The 15,783-nt window shown below is 32.7% G+C and carries 13 protein-coding genes; 6 read left to right on the top strand and 7 right to left on the bottom strand.

What is annotated here, in order from left to right:
• Positions 1 to 22: 22 nt before the first annotated feature.
• The 3 genes from AW14_RS12460 to AW14_RS12470 form a co-directional block, all read right to left on the bottom strand.
• Positions 23 to 607 (bottom strand): Crp/Fnr family transcriptional regulator, encoded by a 585-nt coding sequence (locus AW14_RS12460; protein WP_052647503.1) that lies wholly within the window; start codon positions 605 to 607, stop codon positions 23 to 25.
• A gap of 189 nt (positions 608 to 796) precedes the next feature.
• Positions 797 to 1,681 carry a hypothetical protein gene (locus AW14_RS12465; protein ID WP_044639115.1) on the bottom strand — a complete coding sequence of 295 codons (885 nt, stop codon included), beginning with the start codon at positions 1,679 to 1,681 and terminating at the stop codon, positions 797 to 799.
• A 287-nt stretch (positions 1,682 to 1,968) separates the two neighbouring features.
• The gene (locus AW14_RS12470; RefSeq protein WP_044639116.1) at positions 1,969 to 2,559 is read right to left on the bottom strand and encodes an NUDIX domain-containing protein; all 591 of its coding nucleotides are present in this window, start codon (positions 2,557 to 2,559) and stop codon (positions 1,969 to 1,971) included.
• 193 nt (positions 2,560 to 2,752) lie between these two features.
• On the opposite strand from AW14_RS12470, the gene AW14_RS12475 reads away from it, so the two are divergent.
• Positions 2,753 to 2,983 (top strand): hypothetical protein, encoded by a 231-nt coding sequence (locus AW14_RS12475; protein ID WP_044639117.1) that lies wholly within the window; start codon positions 2,753 to 2,755, stop codon positions 2,981 to 2,983.
• Between the two features lie 47 nt (positions 2,984 to 3,030).
• Complete coding sequence (locus AW14_RS14865; RefSeq protein WP_154662157.1) at positions 3,031 to 3,192, top strand: hypothetical protein; 162 nt, start codon at positions 3,031 to 3,033, stop codon at positions 3,190 to 3,192.
• A gap of 36 nt (positions 3,193 to 3,228) precedes the next feature.
• Here the strand turns inward: AW14_RS14865 and ettA are convergent, their stop codons facing one another.
• Both ettA and AW14_RS12485 read right to left on the bottom strand, forming a co-directional pair.
• Positions 3,229 to 4,920 (bottom strand): energy-dependent translational throttle protein EttA, encoded by a 1,692-nt coding sequence (gene ettA, locus AW14_RS12480; protein ID WP_044639118.1) that lies wholly within the window; start codon positions 4,918 to 4,920, stop codon positions 3,229 to 3,231.
• A gap of 31 nt (positions 4,921 to 4,951) precedes the next feature.
• The gene (locus AW14_RS12485; RefSeq protein ID WP_044639119.1) at positions 4,952 to 5,134 is read right to left on the bottom strand and encodes a CAL67264 family membrane protein; all 183 of its coding nucleotides are present in this window, start codon (positions 5,132 to 5,134) and stop codon (positions 4,952 to 4,954) included.
• A 308-nt stretch (positions 5,135 to 5,442) separates the two neighbouring features.
• Here AW14_RS12485 and AW14_RS12490 point away from each other — a divergent pair, with 308 nt between their 5' ends.
• The 4 genes from AW14_RS12490 (at position 5,443) to AW14_RS12505 (ending at position 13,656) form a co-directional block, all read left to right on the top strand.
• Positions 5,443 to 6,630: an MFS transporter gene (locus tag AW14_RS12490; protein WP_044639120.1), complete on the top strand. Its 1,188-nt coding sequence runs from the start codon at positions 5,443 to 5,445 to the stop codon at positions 6,628 to 6,630.
• Positions 6,631 to 6,854: 224 nt separating this feature from the next.
• Complete coding sequence (locus AW14_RS12495; RefSeq protein ID WP_044639121.1) at positions 6,855 to 10,181, top strand: transglutaminase family protein; 3,327 nt, start codon at positions 6,855 to 6,857, stop codon at positions 10,179 to 10,181.
• A gap of 14 nt (positions 10,182 to 10,195) precedes the next feature.
• Positions 10,196 to 12,751: a circularly permuted type 2 ATP-grasp protein gene (locus AW14_RS12500; RefSeq protein ID WP_044639122.1), complete on the top strand. Its 2,556-nt coding sequence runs from the start codon at positions 10,196 to 10,198 to the stop codon at positions 12,749 to 12,751.
• Positions 12,752 to 12,753: 2 nt separating this feature from the next.
• On the top strand, positions 12,754 to 13,656 hold the full coding sequence (locus tag AW14_RS12505; protein WP_044639123.1) for a transglutaminase family protein: 903 nt from the start codon (positions 12,754 to 12,756) through the stop codon (positions 13,654 to 13,656).
• Positions 13,657 to 13,662: 6 nt separating this feature from the next.
• On the opposite strand, the gene AW14_RS12510 is transcribed toward AW14_RS12505, so the two are convergent.
• Positions 13,663 to 14,886 carry an ABC transporter ATP-binding protein gene (locus AW14_RS12510; protein ID WP_052647504.1) on the bottom strand — a complete coding sequence of 408 codons (1,224 nt, stop codon included), beginning with the start codon at positions 14,884 to 14,886 and terminating at the stop codon, positions 13,663 to 13,665.
• Positions 14,887 to 14,892: 6 nt separating this feature from the next.
• Positions 14,893 to 15,753 carry a BadF/BadG/BcrA/BcrD ATPase family protein gene (locus AW14_RS12515; RefSeq protein ID WP_044639124.1) on the bottom strand — a complete coding sequence of 287 codons (861 nt, stop codon included), beginning with the start codon at positions 15,751 to 15,753 and terminating at the stop codon, positions 14,893 to 14,895.
• Positions 15,754 to 15,783 lie beyond the last annotated feature (30 nt).

Here is a 15,783-nt window from a genome sequence, read left to right on the forward strand (position 1 = left end):
ACCTCTAAATTGTTAACATTTGTTAAACCAAATCTAATTTTTTTCTTATTCTACTTAATTGTACCGGAGTTATCCCTAAATAGGATGCAATATGATACTGTGGTATAATCTTATCAACTTCGGGTATTTGTTTTCTCAACTCCAAATACCTATCTGTTGCATTCAACGAAATAAGTTCAATCAATCTGTTTTCATAAAAACCATAAAATTTCTCTATAACCTTAATATATAGATTTTTAAGAGCAATATCGTTTTTACTTTTTTCAATAAACTTACAATAATTCATTTCAAATACTTCACAATCTGAAAGTGTTTCAAAAACAAAAGATGAAGGTTTTTTATCTATCAAAGCCGTTAAATGCCCTATTACAGAAATAGGCAAGTAAAAACTTTTATTGTATTCTTTTCCAGATTCTGTAATCATATAACAACGAATTTGACCAGAAAATATCATATATACTTTAGTTGGTACTTCATTCATTTTAATTAATTGAGTACCAGCTTTCACAGTTTTGAATTCAGAAATTTCTAAAAGCAACTGTACATGTTCTTCTGTTAACTCTGTATAAGAATTTAAAAACTCAACACCTTTAGTAATATCTATCATTGTATTAATTTATAAAAAAAGATAACATAAAATGTTATCTTTTTTATTATATCCATTTCAGAATTTAAAAATATATAAAGTAAATTGATTTAAATCACTTTTTTATACTTTTTTTATTCAAATAAAACATTTTTTTTTGTAAGGTTATGCTTATTTGTATTTATTGAAAGATAAACCTACCACGAACAATTACTTTAAGGTAAATTCTGAAGTCGACACTAAATCTTTCTCATTAAACACATTTACGATATAACGTCCTTTTTGAAATTCTTTATCGCCTTTAGATTCTACGAATTCACAGATATTTAAATTGGCATTTTCGTAATTAAATTTACTAATTGTGCTATAATTTAGACTAACAGCACCAAATTGTACTTGCTCATTTAAACCAAGGATGTTGTTTTTAGGATCTATAACTTGTATGTATAATTCTTGATCGCCTGCTTGTACTAATTTATTTTTAGCAACAATAAAACAAACTCTAATTTTATCACTTCTTCCTGCGCGCTCTGTTGGAATTACTTTTCCTGAAGTTCGAACAATAACACCACTGGCCTTTAAATCGACAGCTGTTAAAACTGCTGCATTAGAAACCACATCTGCTAAGGCATTGTTTTGAAGCAATAACGAATCGGTGAACATAGTGCGCTCTTCTAGCTGCACACGAGTACTATCTAAAGAACTGGCTAAATAAGAATTCTCTACTTTAAGTTTTTCATTTTGCTCTAATAAAACATCCATCTCTTTTTGAAGCGAGATATATTTTTGTTTATACTTCCATAAACTCTTAATGTTAGTTTCTGAAATTTTTAATGAATCTATTAAGCCTTGAATTCGATTACGTGCTTCTACTAAATTTTTGTTAGCTATTTCATTTTCGCCAATTGCCTCATCGTATTGTTTGGCCATGGCACTTAAATCATTCATAACTAACTGTTTTTGTTCTGTTAAGTCTTTTTCTACTTGAGCGCTTTTAGAATATAAATTCATTGTGTAAAAAGCGGTTCCTAAAAACAAAACCAATGCAATACCTAATGCTACTTTTAAACCTGTACTACTTTTACTATTTTCCATAATTTGTTTGTTTAAATTTTAAATTAATTTTTAGATGCCTTTTAATTTATAGAGGTTTTATTTTAGTTTTTCAAAATTTACAATTCTAAATAAATTTAAGAAATAGCTCATTTTAATGATAACAACATCCTATTTTAAAAGTGCATTTGATTTATATACGTGACAGTTAAAAGTTTGGATCTTGAAGCTTATTTTTTTTCGATAAACTAACAATATATGTGTTTTTTGTAAAACCTCTCTATTTAAAGATTTATAAATATTTCCTTTAACTCACTATAATTATTGATTTATGATGCATCAAAAATATTATAAATTTGAGCATATTGTAGCAAAACAATCGTTCTAGTATCATGTATTAAGCCGTTTTCTAACATTTTAATGGCTTCAGTAAAAGGAATTTCCAAAACCTCGATATCTTCATGTTCTGTATCTATACCTCCGCCCTCACTAACTTTCATATTATCTGTATATTCACCAATAAAAAAATGCATTTTTTCGGTCATAACTCCTGGAGATGAGTAAGCTTCATAAACTTTTTTCACCTCTTTAATTCTATAACCAACTTCTTCTTCAGTTTCACGAATAATACAAGCTTCAGGATGATCTTTATCTAACATGCCTGCACAAATTTCAACCAAAAAACCATCGTTATTATCGTTTAAAAATGTTGGCATCCTAAATTGTTTAACTAAAATAACGGTTTTCTTTAGTTTGTTATATAATAATATACCCGCACCATCGCCTCTATTATAAACCTCTCGCATTTGAGTCACCCAATTTCCGGATTTCATCTTATAATCAAAAACATATTTCTTTAAAATGTAATAATTATCGGAAAGTAATTCGTTTTTTATGTTCTTTAAATGTTCTGTATTCATTAGAAATATTGTTTTTTATAACATGATTTTACTATAGTAAATCTGTATTTAAGACTAATAATCAAGTGCTTTTAACCCGAAATATTCTTAATTTGGACTTAGAAATTACACACAATCAAATTATTACCTCTTAAATTGAAAAATAAATAAAATACATTATATTTGATACATAAACTAATCATTAGGATTTATTATGATTCAAAATTACTACAATTCTTTTCTAAAATTACCATTGATTAGTCAATCGAGCATTTTAACCATTTTAATTATTGCGTTTACCTTTTTTAGTATTCTTCTGTTATTGGGATTACGAAAATCTTATAAATTAAAAAAAGAAAACGAACGCTTAGAAAAATTAAGTGAAGAAATGTCTAAAAAAGAAGAAGAATACACCGACTTCACCGAAGGGCATATGTACCAATAAATATATTTATGATAGAGGGAATTTTTTGTTTAATTTTTATTTTGATAATGGCTTTAATTGCAGTTTGTATTAAAAGTGATTTATATGTTGACGAGCATAATTTAGCGATTCAAAATGAATTAGATACTTTCGATAAAAATTTTAAACATATCGAATCTATTGAGATAGATTCAAACTTTAAAACGGGCTCGGGACACTTATATCAATAAAAAAACGCCCACTTTACAGTGAGCGCTTTTCAAATATTATCTTACAAGTTTTTTATACTTAATACGTTTTGGAGTTAAATCACCACCCAAACGTTTCTTTTTGTTTTCTTCATATTCACTAAAACTTCCCTCAAAGAAATAAACTTGAGAATCGCCTTCAAAAGCTAAAATATGAGTACAAATTCTATCTAAAAACCATCTATCATGCGAAATAACTACGGCACAACCAGCAAAGTTTTCTAAACCTTCCTCTAATGCTCGTAAGGTATTTACATCAAGGTCGTTTGTAGGCTCATCTAAAAGCAATACGTTTCCTTCTTCTTTAAGCGTCATGGCTAAATGCAAGCGGTTACGCTCACCACCAGATAGTAATTTTACTTTTTTATTTTGCTCGCCACCAGAGAAATTAAAACGACTTAAATACGCTCTGGAATTTACCTCTCGGCCGCCCATTAAAATAAGCTCTTGCTCGTCGCTAAAATTTTGCCAAATTGTTTTTTCAGGATCGATGTTAGAGTGACTTTGGTCTACGTAGGCTATTTTTGCTGTTTCACCCACAACAAACTCGCCCTTATCTGGAGTTTGTTCGCCCATAATCATTCTAAAAATAGTGGTTTTACCAGCACCATTCGGGCCAATAACTCCTACAATACCGGCTTGTGGTAATTTAAAATTTAAATCTTCATAAAGTAATTTGTCATCAAATCCTTTACTAACTCCAACAGCTTCAATAACATTGGTACCTAAACGTGGACCGTTTGGAATGTATATTTCAAGTTTTTCATCAAGTTGTTTTTGGTCTTGACTCATTAACTTGTCGTAATTATTTAAACGTGCTTTTTGCTTGGTTTGACGTCCTTTAGCTCCTTGACGTACCCACTCCAACTCACGCTCTAATGTTTTTTGGCGCTTAGATGCTGTTTTACTTTCTTGTGCCAAACGTTTCGATTTCTGGTCTAACCAAGATGAGTAATTTCCTTTCCAAGGAATACCTTCTCCTCTATCTAATTCTAAAATCCAACCAGCTACGTTATCTAAAAAGTATCTATCGTGCGTTACAGCAATTACTGTTCCTTTATATTGTGCTAAATGCTGCTCTAACCAATGTACCGATTCGGCATCTAAGTGGTTGGTAGGCTCATCTAAAAGTAATACATCGGGTTCTTGCAATAATAATCGGCATAAAGCAACACGACGTTTTTCACCACCAGATAAAACACTTATTTTTTTATCGCCATCGGGTGTACGAAGCGCATCCATAGCAATTTCTAATTTTGTATCCAGTTCCCAAGCATTTGAAGCATCAATTTTATCCTGTAGTTCGGCTTGACGGTTCATGAGTTTGTCCATTTTATCGGGGTCGCTATAAACCTCTTCTAAACCAAACATATCATTTATTTTATTGTATTCTTCAAGAATCGCAACCGTTTCGGCAGCACCTTCTCTAACAATTTCAATAACTGTTTTTGTTTCGTCTAATTTTGGTTCTTGCTCTAAATAACCAACCGAATAATCTTGTAAAAAGGTAACATCGCCTTGATAATTTTTATCTACACCTGCAATAATTTTAAGCAAAGTAGACTTACCCGAACCATTTAAACCTAAAATTCCAATTTTAGCTCCGTAGAAAAAACTTAGGTAAATATTTTTTAAAACTGGTGTATTAGCACCTTGAAATGTCTTAGTTAAACCAGACATTGAGAAAATAACTTTCTTATCGTCACTCATTTTGTAACTACTATTTTTTTGTTAGAAGAAATTAAACGCGGCCTTTTAATGCATTAAAAACCCAGGCAATGGCAAAGAAACCAAAACCCACAGCAGCAAAACCCCAACCTGCAACATCATCGTATCTAAAAGCGCCAAGCGCTATTAAACTTAATCCTACTATTATCATTATTGTTGTGGCCCAAGCCAATACTGTATTTTTATTCATTGCCATAGTTAGTTGTATAAATTTAATAAAGGCAAATATCGTGTTTTTACTACTAAATTTAAAACTTAAAAAAAATATATTCTTATAAAGTTAAAATTGATAAAATTTGAAATAGGAATCTTTAACATATTTAAGGCAGGTCTTTTTAAAAACTCATTTTTATTCGCAAATTATTTCTAAATAACAACTTTCAGAAGAATATTCTAAAGACTCTTTAATTAACTTTTTTTTATTGTTTAAAAAAAGTTTAAATCATGAACAAGCAACTATTTTTGCGCTTGATTTTTACATAAAAAAGCCCAATTAAATTTATTATGAATAAAGCCTTATTATCTCTAGCCATTGGAGGTTTTGGAATTGGACTCACTGAATTTGTTATCATGGGAATTTTACCAGATGTTGCAAACGCTTTTAGTATTTCCATTCCAAAAGCTGGTCATTTTATTTCTGCCTATGCACTCGGTGTTGTTGTTGGCGCCCCATTATTAACGGGCATAGGCAGTAAATGGGCCGCTAACAAGGTATTATTGGGATTAATGATTTGGTTTACAGTATTTAATACCCTTTCTGCATTTGCCTCTGGTTATAATTCGTTCATGGTTTTAAGATTTATGTCCGGGTTGCCCCATGGGGCATTTTTTGGTATAGGCGCGGTCGTTGCTGGCAAACTATCAAAAAAAGGTAAAGAGGCACAAGGAATAGCCATTATGTTTAGCGGCTTAACAATAGCCAATTTAATGGGGGTTCCTTTAGGAACTTATTTAGGGAAGCATTTTAACTGGAGTATCTCATTTTTAATGGTTGGTATTGTGGGTGTTTTAGCTGTTTTAAGTGTTAAATTCTGGATGCCATTATTAAAACAATCTTCTGAAGTTAATTTCTTTAAAGAATTCAAAATTTTTAAACGCTTGGAACTGTGGTTAATTATTTTACTAACAACCATTGGTACTGGTGGATTTTTTGCTTGGTATAGTTACATTTCACCCTTAATAACAGATGTAGCAGGACATTCTAAAGAAATGGTTTCGTATGCCATGATTTTAGCAGGATTAGGTATGGTTATAGGAAACTTTCTAGGAGCAAAATTGGCAGAACGATTTATACCAATACATGCCATTATTATCATCCTTATTTTTATGGTGTTTTGCTTATCACTTAATACATTTTTAGCTTCAAGCAAAATACTCGTTTTAGTAATGACTTTCGTAATAGGTATTATTTGTTTTTGCATTTCTACACCTATTCAACTTGCTATAATAAATGCTTCTAAAGGGTCTGAAACGTTGGGGTCTTCGCTAAATCAAAGTGCATTTAACATAGGTAATGCTTCTGGAGCCTATTTAGCAGGAATACCAATTGCCATGGGATACGGTTATACCTCGGCCGACTGGGTTGGTGCTGCAATGGCTGCAACAGGTGTCATTATTGCATTTGTTATTATGCTCTTGAGAAAATCAAAATTCAAAGAAAAAAGCAAAACCCAGTTATCGTATTCTAATTAATTTTTTTTGTTGAAATCAACGTTTAATCAAAAATAAAGGTGGTTACCAGTAATTTCTGTTTGTTTTTCCATTCTTATTTTAATTAAAAAAAGATATCAAAATTACGGACCTACTAAAAAACAATGTTAAAATTAAATTTTTATCATTCTTTTTAATTTTTATAGTTTCTTACTTTATTTCAAAAGAAAAAACACTTAAATTGTCATGTAATTAAATATATCTACATGGCTTTAAAAGTTGTAATTTCACACAAAACAAAATACAAATACGATCGACCTGTTTCATTATCACCTCACGTTTTCAGATTACGTCCTGCACCACACAGCAGAACGCCTATCGAATCGTATTCTATAAAAATTAAACCCGAAAATCAATTTTTCAATTGGCAACAAGATCCTTTTGGAAATTATATTGCGCGTTTGGTTTTTCCTGAAAAAACAACAGAGTTGTCTATCGATGTTGAAATTATAGCCGATTTAAAAACCATCAACCCGTTTGATTTCTTTGTTGAAAAATATGCCGAAGAATATCCGTTTGAATACGATGAAACCTTAAAAAAGGAGTTACTTCCTTATTTAGAAATTACAGACAGAGGTGAGCTTTTACAAGACTTTTTAAAAAAAATAGATTTTTCACCAAGAAAAACCATCTATTTTTTAATTGATATCAATAGAAAAATATACGAATATCTTAATTACAATATTCGTATGGATCCTGGGGTTCAAACCTGTGAGGAAACTTTATCTCAGAAAAATGGATCTTGTCGTGATTACGCCTGGTTATTTGTACAAACATTAAGACATTTAGGCTTTGGAGCCCGTTTTGTTTCGGGGTATTTAGTTCAGTTAAAATCTGATGAAAAATCATTAGACGGTCCTTCAGGTCCTGAAGAAGATTTTACCGATTTACATGCCTGGGCCGAAGTTTATATTCCTGGTGCTGGTTGGATAGGATTTGATGCAACCTCTGGTTTATTAGCTGGCGAAGGCCATATACCACTGGCTTGTACACCTTCATTTGAAAGTGCCGCACCCGTTTCTGGTATGACCGATGTTTGTGAAACCGAATTTTTCTTTGAAAACTCGGTAACTCGAATTTTCGAATCGCCACGTGTAACAAAACCTTACACCGAAGAACAATGGAACGCTATTTATAAATTAGGTCGTAAAGTTGAAAAACAATTAGTTAAAGGCGATGTAAGACTAACTATGGGTGGTGAACCAACCTTTGTTTCCATAGACGATATGGAAGCACCAGAATGGAACACCGATGCCGATGGACCACATAAAAGACAACTTGCCAAAGACCTATCGGCAAGATTATATGATGTTTTTGGAAAAGGTGCCATTTTACATCAAGCACAAGGAAAATGGTATCCAGGAGAACCTTTACCAAGATGGCAAATAGAAATTTGCTGGAGAAAAGATGGTAAAAAGATTTGGCACGACCGAAGCTTATTTTCACTTTTTGCTGAAAATCCTGTTATTCCTGCAGATGCCGACAAACTATTTTTACAAACACTTACCAAATATTTAGGGGTAACAGATGCTACCATAAAACCTACATACGAAGATTCTTTTTATTTTCTGTGGCAAGAAGGTCAAATGCCTATAGACATCGACCCTACACAAGAAAATGGTAATCTTTTAGTAAAAGATAAACTAAAAGAAATTCTGGCGAATGGTACTTCAAAACCAACGGGATACGTATTACCAATTAACAATACCAGAGGCGATTGGTATACTTGTTTTTGGGAATTTAGAAGACAACACCTTTTCTTAATTCCTGGTAACTCCCCTATTGGATTGCGTTTACCTCTAGATTCTCTATTACTTAAACCTTTCGATGAAGAATTCCCGGTTTATATACCAGATAATTTCTCTAAAAAGAAAGTTTTACCAAGTTACAAACGCGTCGTTTCTAAAAGAGTGGAAGACATTTTAAATAATGGCCTACCACATAACAAAACAAATTATTTTATTAGAACCGCTTTATGTGCCGAAATACGCGATGGTAAGTTACATTTGTTCTTACCACCTGTTGATAGCATTGAGATATTTTTAGATTTAATGGCTTCTATTGAAGCTACCGCCAAAGAATTATCGATACCTGTTGTTTTAGAAGGTTATGATGCTCCAAAAGATCACAGGTTAGAATCTATGAAAGTAACCCCTGATCCTGGTGTTATTGAAGTAAATGTTCAACCAGCTAATAACTGGGAAGAGCTTTGTAATAACACAACTACATTATATTCTGAAGCTAAAAAATCACGTTTAGGCACCGAAAAATTCATGTTAGATGGTAAACACACCGGAACTGGTGGTGGAAACCACGTAACCTTGGGCGGTACATCGCCTGCCGATAGTCCGTTGTTAAGAAAACCGAGTCTATTAAGAAGTTTATTAACATTCTGGCAACATCATCCAGGACTTTCTTATTTGTTTTCTGGAGCATTCGTTGGGGCTACCAGTCAGGCGCCAAGAATTGATGAGGCTCGCATGGAAAATTTATACGAATTAGAAATTGCTTTCGACCAAATTCCAAAAGATGGCGAAGTGCCTTTCTGGTTAACCGATAGACTTTTTCGTCACCTACTAACAGATTTAACAGGAAATACGCATCGTGCAGAATTCTGTATCGATAAATTATATTCTCCAGACTCATCGTCTGGTCGCTTAGGTATCTTGGAGCTTCGTGCTTTCGATATGCCTCCGCATCCTCAAATGAGCTTAATGCAAAATTTATTGGTAAGAACCTTAGTGGCTTGGTTCTGGAAAAAACCTTACGAACATAAATTAGTTCGTTGGGGCACAGAATTACACGATAAATTTTTAATCGAACATTTTGTTAGAGAAGACATTAAAGATATTGTTGGGCAATTAAATAAAGCTGGATACGATTTTAAAGAAGATTGGTTCGATCCGTTCTTTGAATTTAGATTTCCACTTCACGGTATGGTCGAAATAAACAACATCCATTTAGAATTAAGAGCTGGTATTGAACCATGGAATGTTTTAGGTGAAGAAGCCACCGGAAACGGTACAGCCCGTTATGTTGACTCTTCGGTAGAACGTTTACAGGTAAAAGTTAAAAACTTCAATAACGATAGGTATGTGTTAACATGTAATGGCATAAAAGTGGAATTGCGCAGTACGCCTGTAAAAGAACAATTTGTTGCAGGTGTGCGTTATAAAGCCTGGAATCCGTATTCTGCTTTACATCCAACCATTGATGTTGATACACCATTAGTTTTTGATATTGTAGACACATGGAATAGACGCTCTATTGGTGGTTGTACTTATTTTGTTTCACATCCTGGAGGACGCTCTTACGATTCGCATCCAATTAATAGTTTTGAAGCCGAATCGAGACGTATTAATCGTTTCTGGGAATTTGGTCATACCCAAGGTGAAATTGAAAATATTTCACAGGAATCATCAGATTCTTCAAGAAAAAGTGTTGAAGAGAAAGAAAGTGGAAAAAAATTCTCATATAAAGTGCTTCCAACTAATTTTGAATTCCCAAATACGTTAGATTTGCGAAAAAAATAAATTTAGTGTAATTAATGATCACTGACTCGAACATATTATTTCAAAATTATTTTTCGAAAAGCAATAATTACGACGAAGTATTAAAATCTAATATGGATATAAACCCCAATTGGGAACAGTTATTAGACAATATAACTTCTATGGACGTCGATACCCTAATCTCTAAGCAAAATGAGATTAATTGGTTAATGGACGAAAATGGTGTTACCTATAATGTTTACAACGACCCAAAAGGTATGCACCGGTCTTGGGACTTAAATATTGTTCCTTTTTTAATTGATAAAAAAGAGTGGAATACGATTGAAAAAGGAATAAAACAACGTTCTGAAGTTTTAAACCTTATTTTAAAAGATATTTATGGCAAGCGAGAGCTTATTAAAAATGGTATAATTCCACCTGAAGTAATATTTGCGCATCGCGGTTTTTTAAGACAATGCGATAAAATTGACTATACAACAACTAAAAATTTATTAATTCATTCGGCCGAAATTTCTCGTGGACCCGATGGACGCATGTGGGTTGTTAACGATCGAACCCAAGCACCCTCAGGGATGGGCTACGCTTTGGAAAACCGATATTCTATAAACAGAATATTACCCAGCATGTTTAAAGATATTAATGTTAAGCAGCATTATTCATTTTTTCAGGAATTCAATCAAATGCTTATTGAGTCGGCGCCTCAAAATAAACCGAATCCAAATATTGTTATTTTAACTCCTGGACCGCTTAACGAAACCTATTTTGAACACGCTTATTTGTCGTCATTTCTAGGATATCCACTTGTAAATGGTAACGATTTAGTAGTTAGAAACGGTAAAGTTTGGTTAAAATCGTTAAAAGAACTAAAGCAAGTCGATGTGATTTTACGCCGTGTCGACGATACTTTTATGGATCCTTTAGAATTAAGGGAAGATTCATATTTAGGTGTTACAGGAATTTTAGATGTTGTAAGAAATAAAAATGTAACCATTGTAAACCCTATTGGTAGTGGTATTTTAGAAAATTCCGGACTCATTCCGTTTATGAATGCTATTTGTAATTATTTCTTAAAAGAAGATTTAATTCTACCCCAAATTGCTTCTTGGTGGTGCGGACAAGAAAAGGAACGAAATTTAGTTTTAAATAATCTTAAAAACTATGTTGTTAAGCGCATCGACAGATCGAACAGAGAAAGCATCTATTTCTGTGAATTCTTAAATAAGAAAGAATTAGAGGATTTAAAAAATGAAATTTTAGCGAATCCATATAGATTTGTAGGACAAGAAAAAATATCCTTTTCCACAGCACCCGATTTTGTTAATGGCAAGTTAGAACCACGAAAAGTTATGTGCCGTACGTTTTCTATTGCTAAAGACGACGGTTATATAGTAATGCCTGGTGGACTCGTTAGAGTAGCTCCAGAACGAGAAAATTTATTTGTTTCTAACCAAAGGGGCGGCGTTAGTAAAGATTTTTGGGTTTTAACCGACGAGCAAGAAAGTAATATACAAAACTACGCATGGGACAACTCTTGTAGTATTTCCATCTCAGATATTAATGATTTGCCTAGTAACACTGCCGAAAACTTATTTTGGTCTGGTCGCTATCTGGGAAGAGCTTTAATGACGGCTCGATATATTAGAATGGTGTTAAATACGCTTAGTAAATCGCAATATAACAGCAATACTTCCGAAGCCGAAAGTCTAAAATACCTTTTACAGTCTTTAACAAACATTACCTCTACGTTTCCAGGTTTTGTTGGTAAAGGCAGTGAAGAACTTCTAAAAACGCCGTTAAAAGAAATTATTTCTTTAATGGTAGACCAAAATCGTATGGGAGGTTTTGCCCAAACCTTAACAAGTTTTAATAACTCGTATTATTCATTACGAAATTTATGGTCTAAAGACATGTGGCGTGTATTTGATAGTATTCAAAAACTCTGGACCAAGTTTATTGAAGACGATATCTACTCGATAGGTTCTCTAACAAAACTTTTAGACCGCATTATTACCAGGCTAATTGCTTTTATGGGCTTAATTGAAGAAAGCATCATGGTACAACAAGGCTTATTGCTCTATTTTATTGGTTTACAAACAGAACAAGCCATGATGCAAGTAGCCAAATGCCGTTCGTTACTTGTTTTTAATTATGAAGAACGTTTGCAATACGAAATTCTTGAGTCGCTTTTAACCAGTGACGAAAGTTTAAATATTTACAGATATAGTTACAGATCGTATTTAAGTCTTGAAAATGTGATTAACCTGAGCATTCTGGATAAGGAATATCCGAAATCTTTAAATTACCGACTTAAACGTATCCAAAAAGATATTGACAGATTGCCGCATTCGAAATCGAAAGAAATGATAAGTGATTGTCAAATATTAATCGCTAAGGCAAACGAAAAAATTTCGGAATTAACGATTTTAAGCCTCACCGAACTCAATGAAGACAAAACGTTAAGACAAAAACTTGATGATGCACTTTCTGAACTTAGCGATTTGCTTCATGAAACATCGTTGTCTGTATCAAACACCTATTTTAATCATTCGTATCAACAAACCCAATTGGTTAATCAAAATTTTCCATCATAATTATGATATTTCAAGTTTCACATACCACAAGTTACAATTATGAAAATGATGTTACTTTTTGTCATAACATAACGACTTTAAAACCAAAAACACTTCCGGGTCAAAAACTACTTGAATACAAACTTGAAATCACTCCAAATCCAACAGAAATATCAGAAAGACTCGATTTTTTTGGAAATTGGATTACGCGATTTTCCATTCAAAAACAACACACAAAATTATCGGTAACCGCCATTAGTAAAGTATTACGCGATTACGATTTACAACCTAAAATTGAAGATTCTGAAAAAGGAAAAAATATAACTTTAGAAGAAGCTTTAGTTGCATTAAAAAAGAATGAAGAAGACATTATTGATGCCAGACAATATATATTAGAATCTGTTTTAATAGCTAGAATTTCTTCAGATATTAAAGACTATGCCAGAGTATCGTTTAAGCCAAACCGACCTGTTTACGAAGCCGCATACGAGCTTATGCAACGTATTTATACCGATTTCGATTTCGATCCAGAATTCACCAACGTGGCAACCCCTATTCATGAAGTAATGAAAGAGAAAAAAGGAGTATGTCAAGATTTCGCCCAAATAGCCATTGCCTGTGTACGTTCTATGGGATTACCAGCGCGTTATATTAGTGGATACATTGAAACTTTACCTCCTCCTGGAAAAGAGAAACTAGTTGGCACCGATGCCTCTCATGCTTGGTTTTCGGTTTATATCCCAGGTTTTGGATGGGTAGATTTTGATCCTACAAATAATCAAGTACCAAAAAACCAACATATTATAGTTTCCTGGGGAAGAGATTATTACGATGTGCCACCTCTTAAAGGGGTTATTTATAGCACTGGAAAAAATACGATGGCAGTTGCAGTAGATATTAGACCTGCCGTAGATGTTATAGAATAATTTTAATTAATGCTCTAATACTTTTCCTGTCGAACCCGCTTCGTTCGTTGTTAATTTGTAAATAAAATCAGGTTTTAACAAACCTTCTTCAAGCCTATGAGACACATACAAAATAGTTGTATTGGTTTCTTTAGCAATTTTATTTATTAACTGTGAAAATAATTTAACATCATGGTCGTCTAAACCATTGGTAGGTTCATCTAATATTAATAATGGTGGGTGTTTCACCATAGCTCTGGCGATTAAAACAAGACTCTGATGCCCTTTAGAGAGTGATAAAAAACTTTCTTTACGTTTTTCAAAAAGCCCTAAAACATGCAGCCATTGTTGGGCACTTTTTATTTGCTGATTGGTAGGTTGTTTATACAAACCAATAGTGTCGAAAAAACCAGAAACAATCATGTTACCTATGGAGTCCAGGCGTTTAAAACCTCTTAGCATTTCAGAAGAGAAATAACCAATCTTTCTTTTTATTTCCCAAACACTTTCTCCAGAACCTTTTTTTACTCCAAATAAGGTAATATTCTGGCCAAATGCCTTTGGGTTATCACCAAAAATCATACTTAAAATGGTGCTTTTACCAGAACCGTTTGGTCCTATTAATTGCCAGAATTCACCTGGTTTAATTTCCCAGTTGATACGACTTAATATCGTTCGGTCACCATATGAAACAGAAACGTTATTAAATTTAATTACAGGATGATACACCTGGTAATCTAAATGACCACTAGAAGGTAAACTTTCTAAAAATGGCTTAGAAAATTTATTATCTGTATGGTTAACAAGTAAAACTAAGGAGTCATTTTTAATTTGATAGATTTGCTCAATAAACGGAAGAAAGTCTCCTACTCTATTTTCAATTTGAATGATTAGAGTTGTTTGACTTAGTTTTGAAAAAACACTTTGTATTTCTTGTTGAAAACTAACATCTAAACTACCCAGTAAATTATCTACAATAATATAATCGGGCGATTTAGATATTATATATTGTAAAAGTGCTTTTTTGCGTTCGCCCTGTGAAGCGAACTGCAAACTCTTTATTTTATCTGTTTTAACTTGATAAATACCATGCGTTCTTTCTTCTTCTATAAACTTATTAATTGTTATTTCAGAGAAAAGCGCGCCTTTTAAATGGGATAAATCACCAAATAAGCCTTTATTAATAATTGCGTCTATAAGTGCTTTCTTATTGTCTAGGTTAGAAATATAAAGCGCCTTATGAGTAATCAAAAAAAATTATAATTTACTTGTATGAAAAGCTACTAAGCCTTCAATAGGTCTGCGTTCAATGTTACCTAAAGTAAAGCCCATCTCATTGGCAACCTCTTGTATTTGATCTTTAGCAAAAAATGCGATAGATCCCGCGAAGTGAACCGGACAGGTTTTTATTTCTTCTTTATACTGCATAATCATGGTTTTTGTAAACAAACGAATACCATCTTTAATAACATTTAAGATATATTCTGAATCTTTGTTTAAAAACATGAATTCTGCAAAATTTGCAAGATAGGCATTAGGATTAGGCTGCTTGTAGATGTTGTATTTAATATAATCGGCATCTAAATTATATTTGGTTTCAAAAGCGATTTTAATATCTTCAGGCATCAAATTAAAATAGTAATCTCTAATTAATTGACGACCATAATAATTACCAGAAGCATCGTCCATGATTGAATATCCTAAAGAATCAACCCTTTGTACTAAATTTTCGCCATCGTAATAACTACAATTAGAACCTGTACCTAAAATACAAACTACGGCAGCTTCGGTAGTAGAATTTATAGTTGCAAAAATGGCAGCCATTGTGTCTTCATGTACATAAACTTCGGCATTTTTAAAAATGCTTTCCAGTACAGCTGTTACCGAATTTTTCGGCTTTTCTGTACCACAACCAGCACCATAGAAAAATACATGAGTTACACTGTTTTTATGAGCTTTTAAATCCTCATTTTCTTTAATTATTTTCTTCAGTTTCTTATCAGAAATAATTTCTGGATTAAGACCCTTCGTTCTTATTTTTTCTAATAATTTATTTCCATTATTATCTACAGCAATCCAATCGGATTTTGTAGAACCACTATCAACAATTAAAATCATGAGTTATTAAAATAAAAACTCCACAGACTC

The organism is Siansivirga zeaxanthinifaciens CC-SAMT-1, from assembly GCF_000941055.1.
GTDB classification, from domain to species: Bacteria; Bacteroidota; Bacteroidia; order Flavobacteriales; family Flavobacteriaceae; genus Siansivirga; species Siansivirga zeaxanthinifaciens.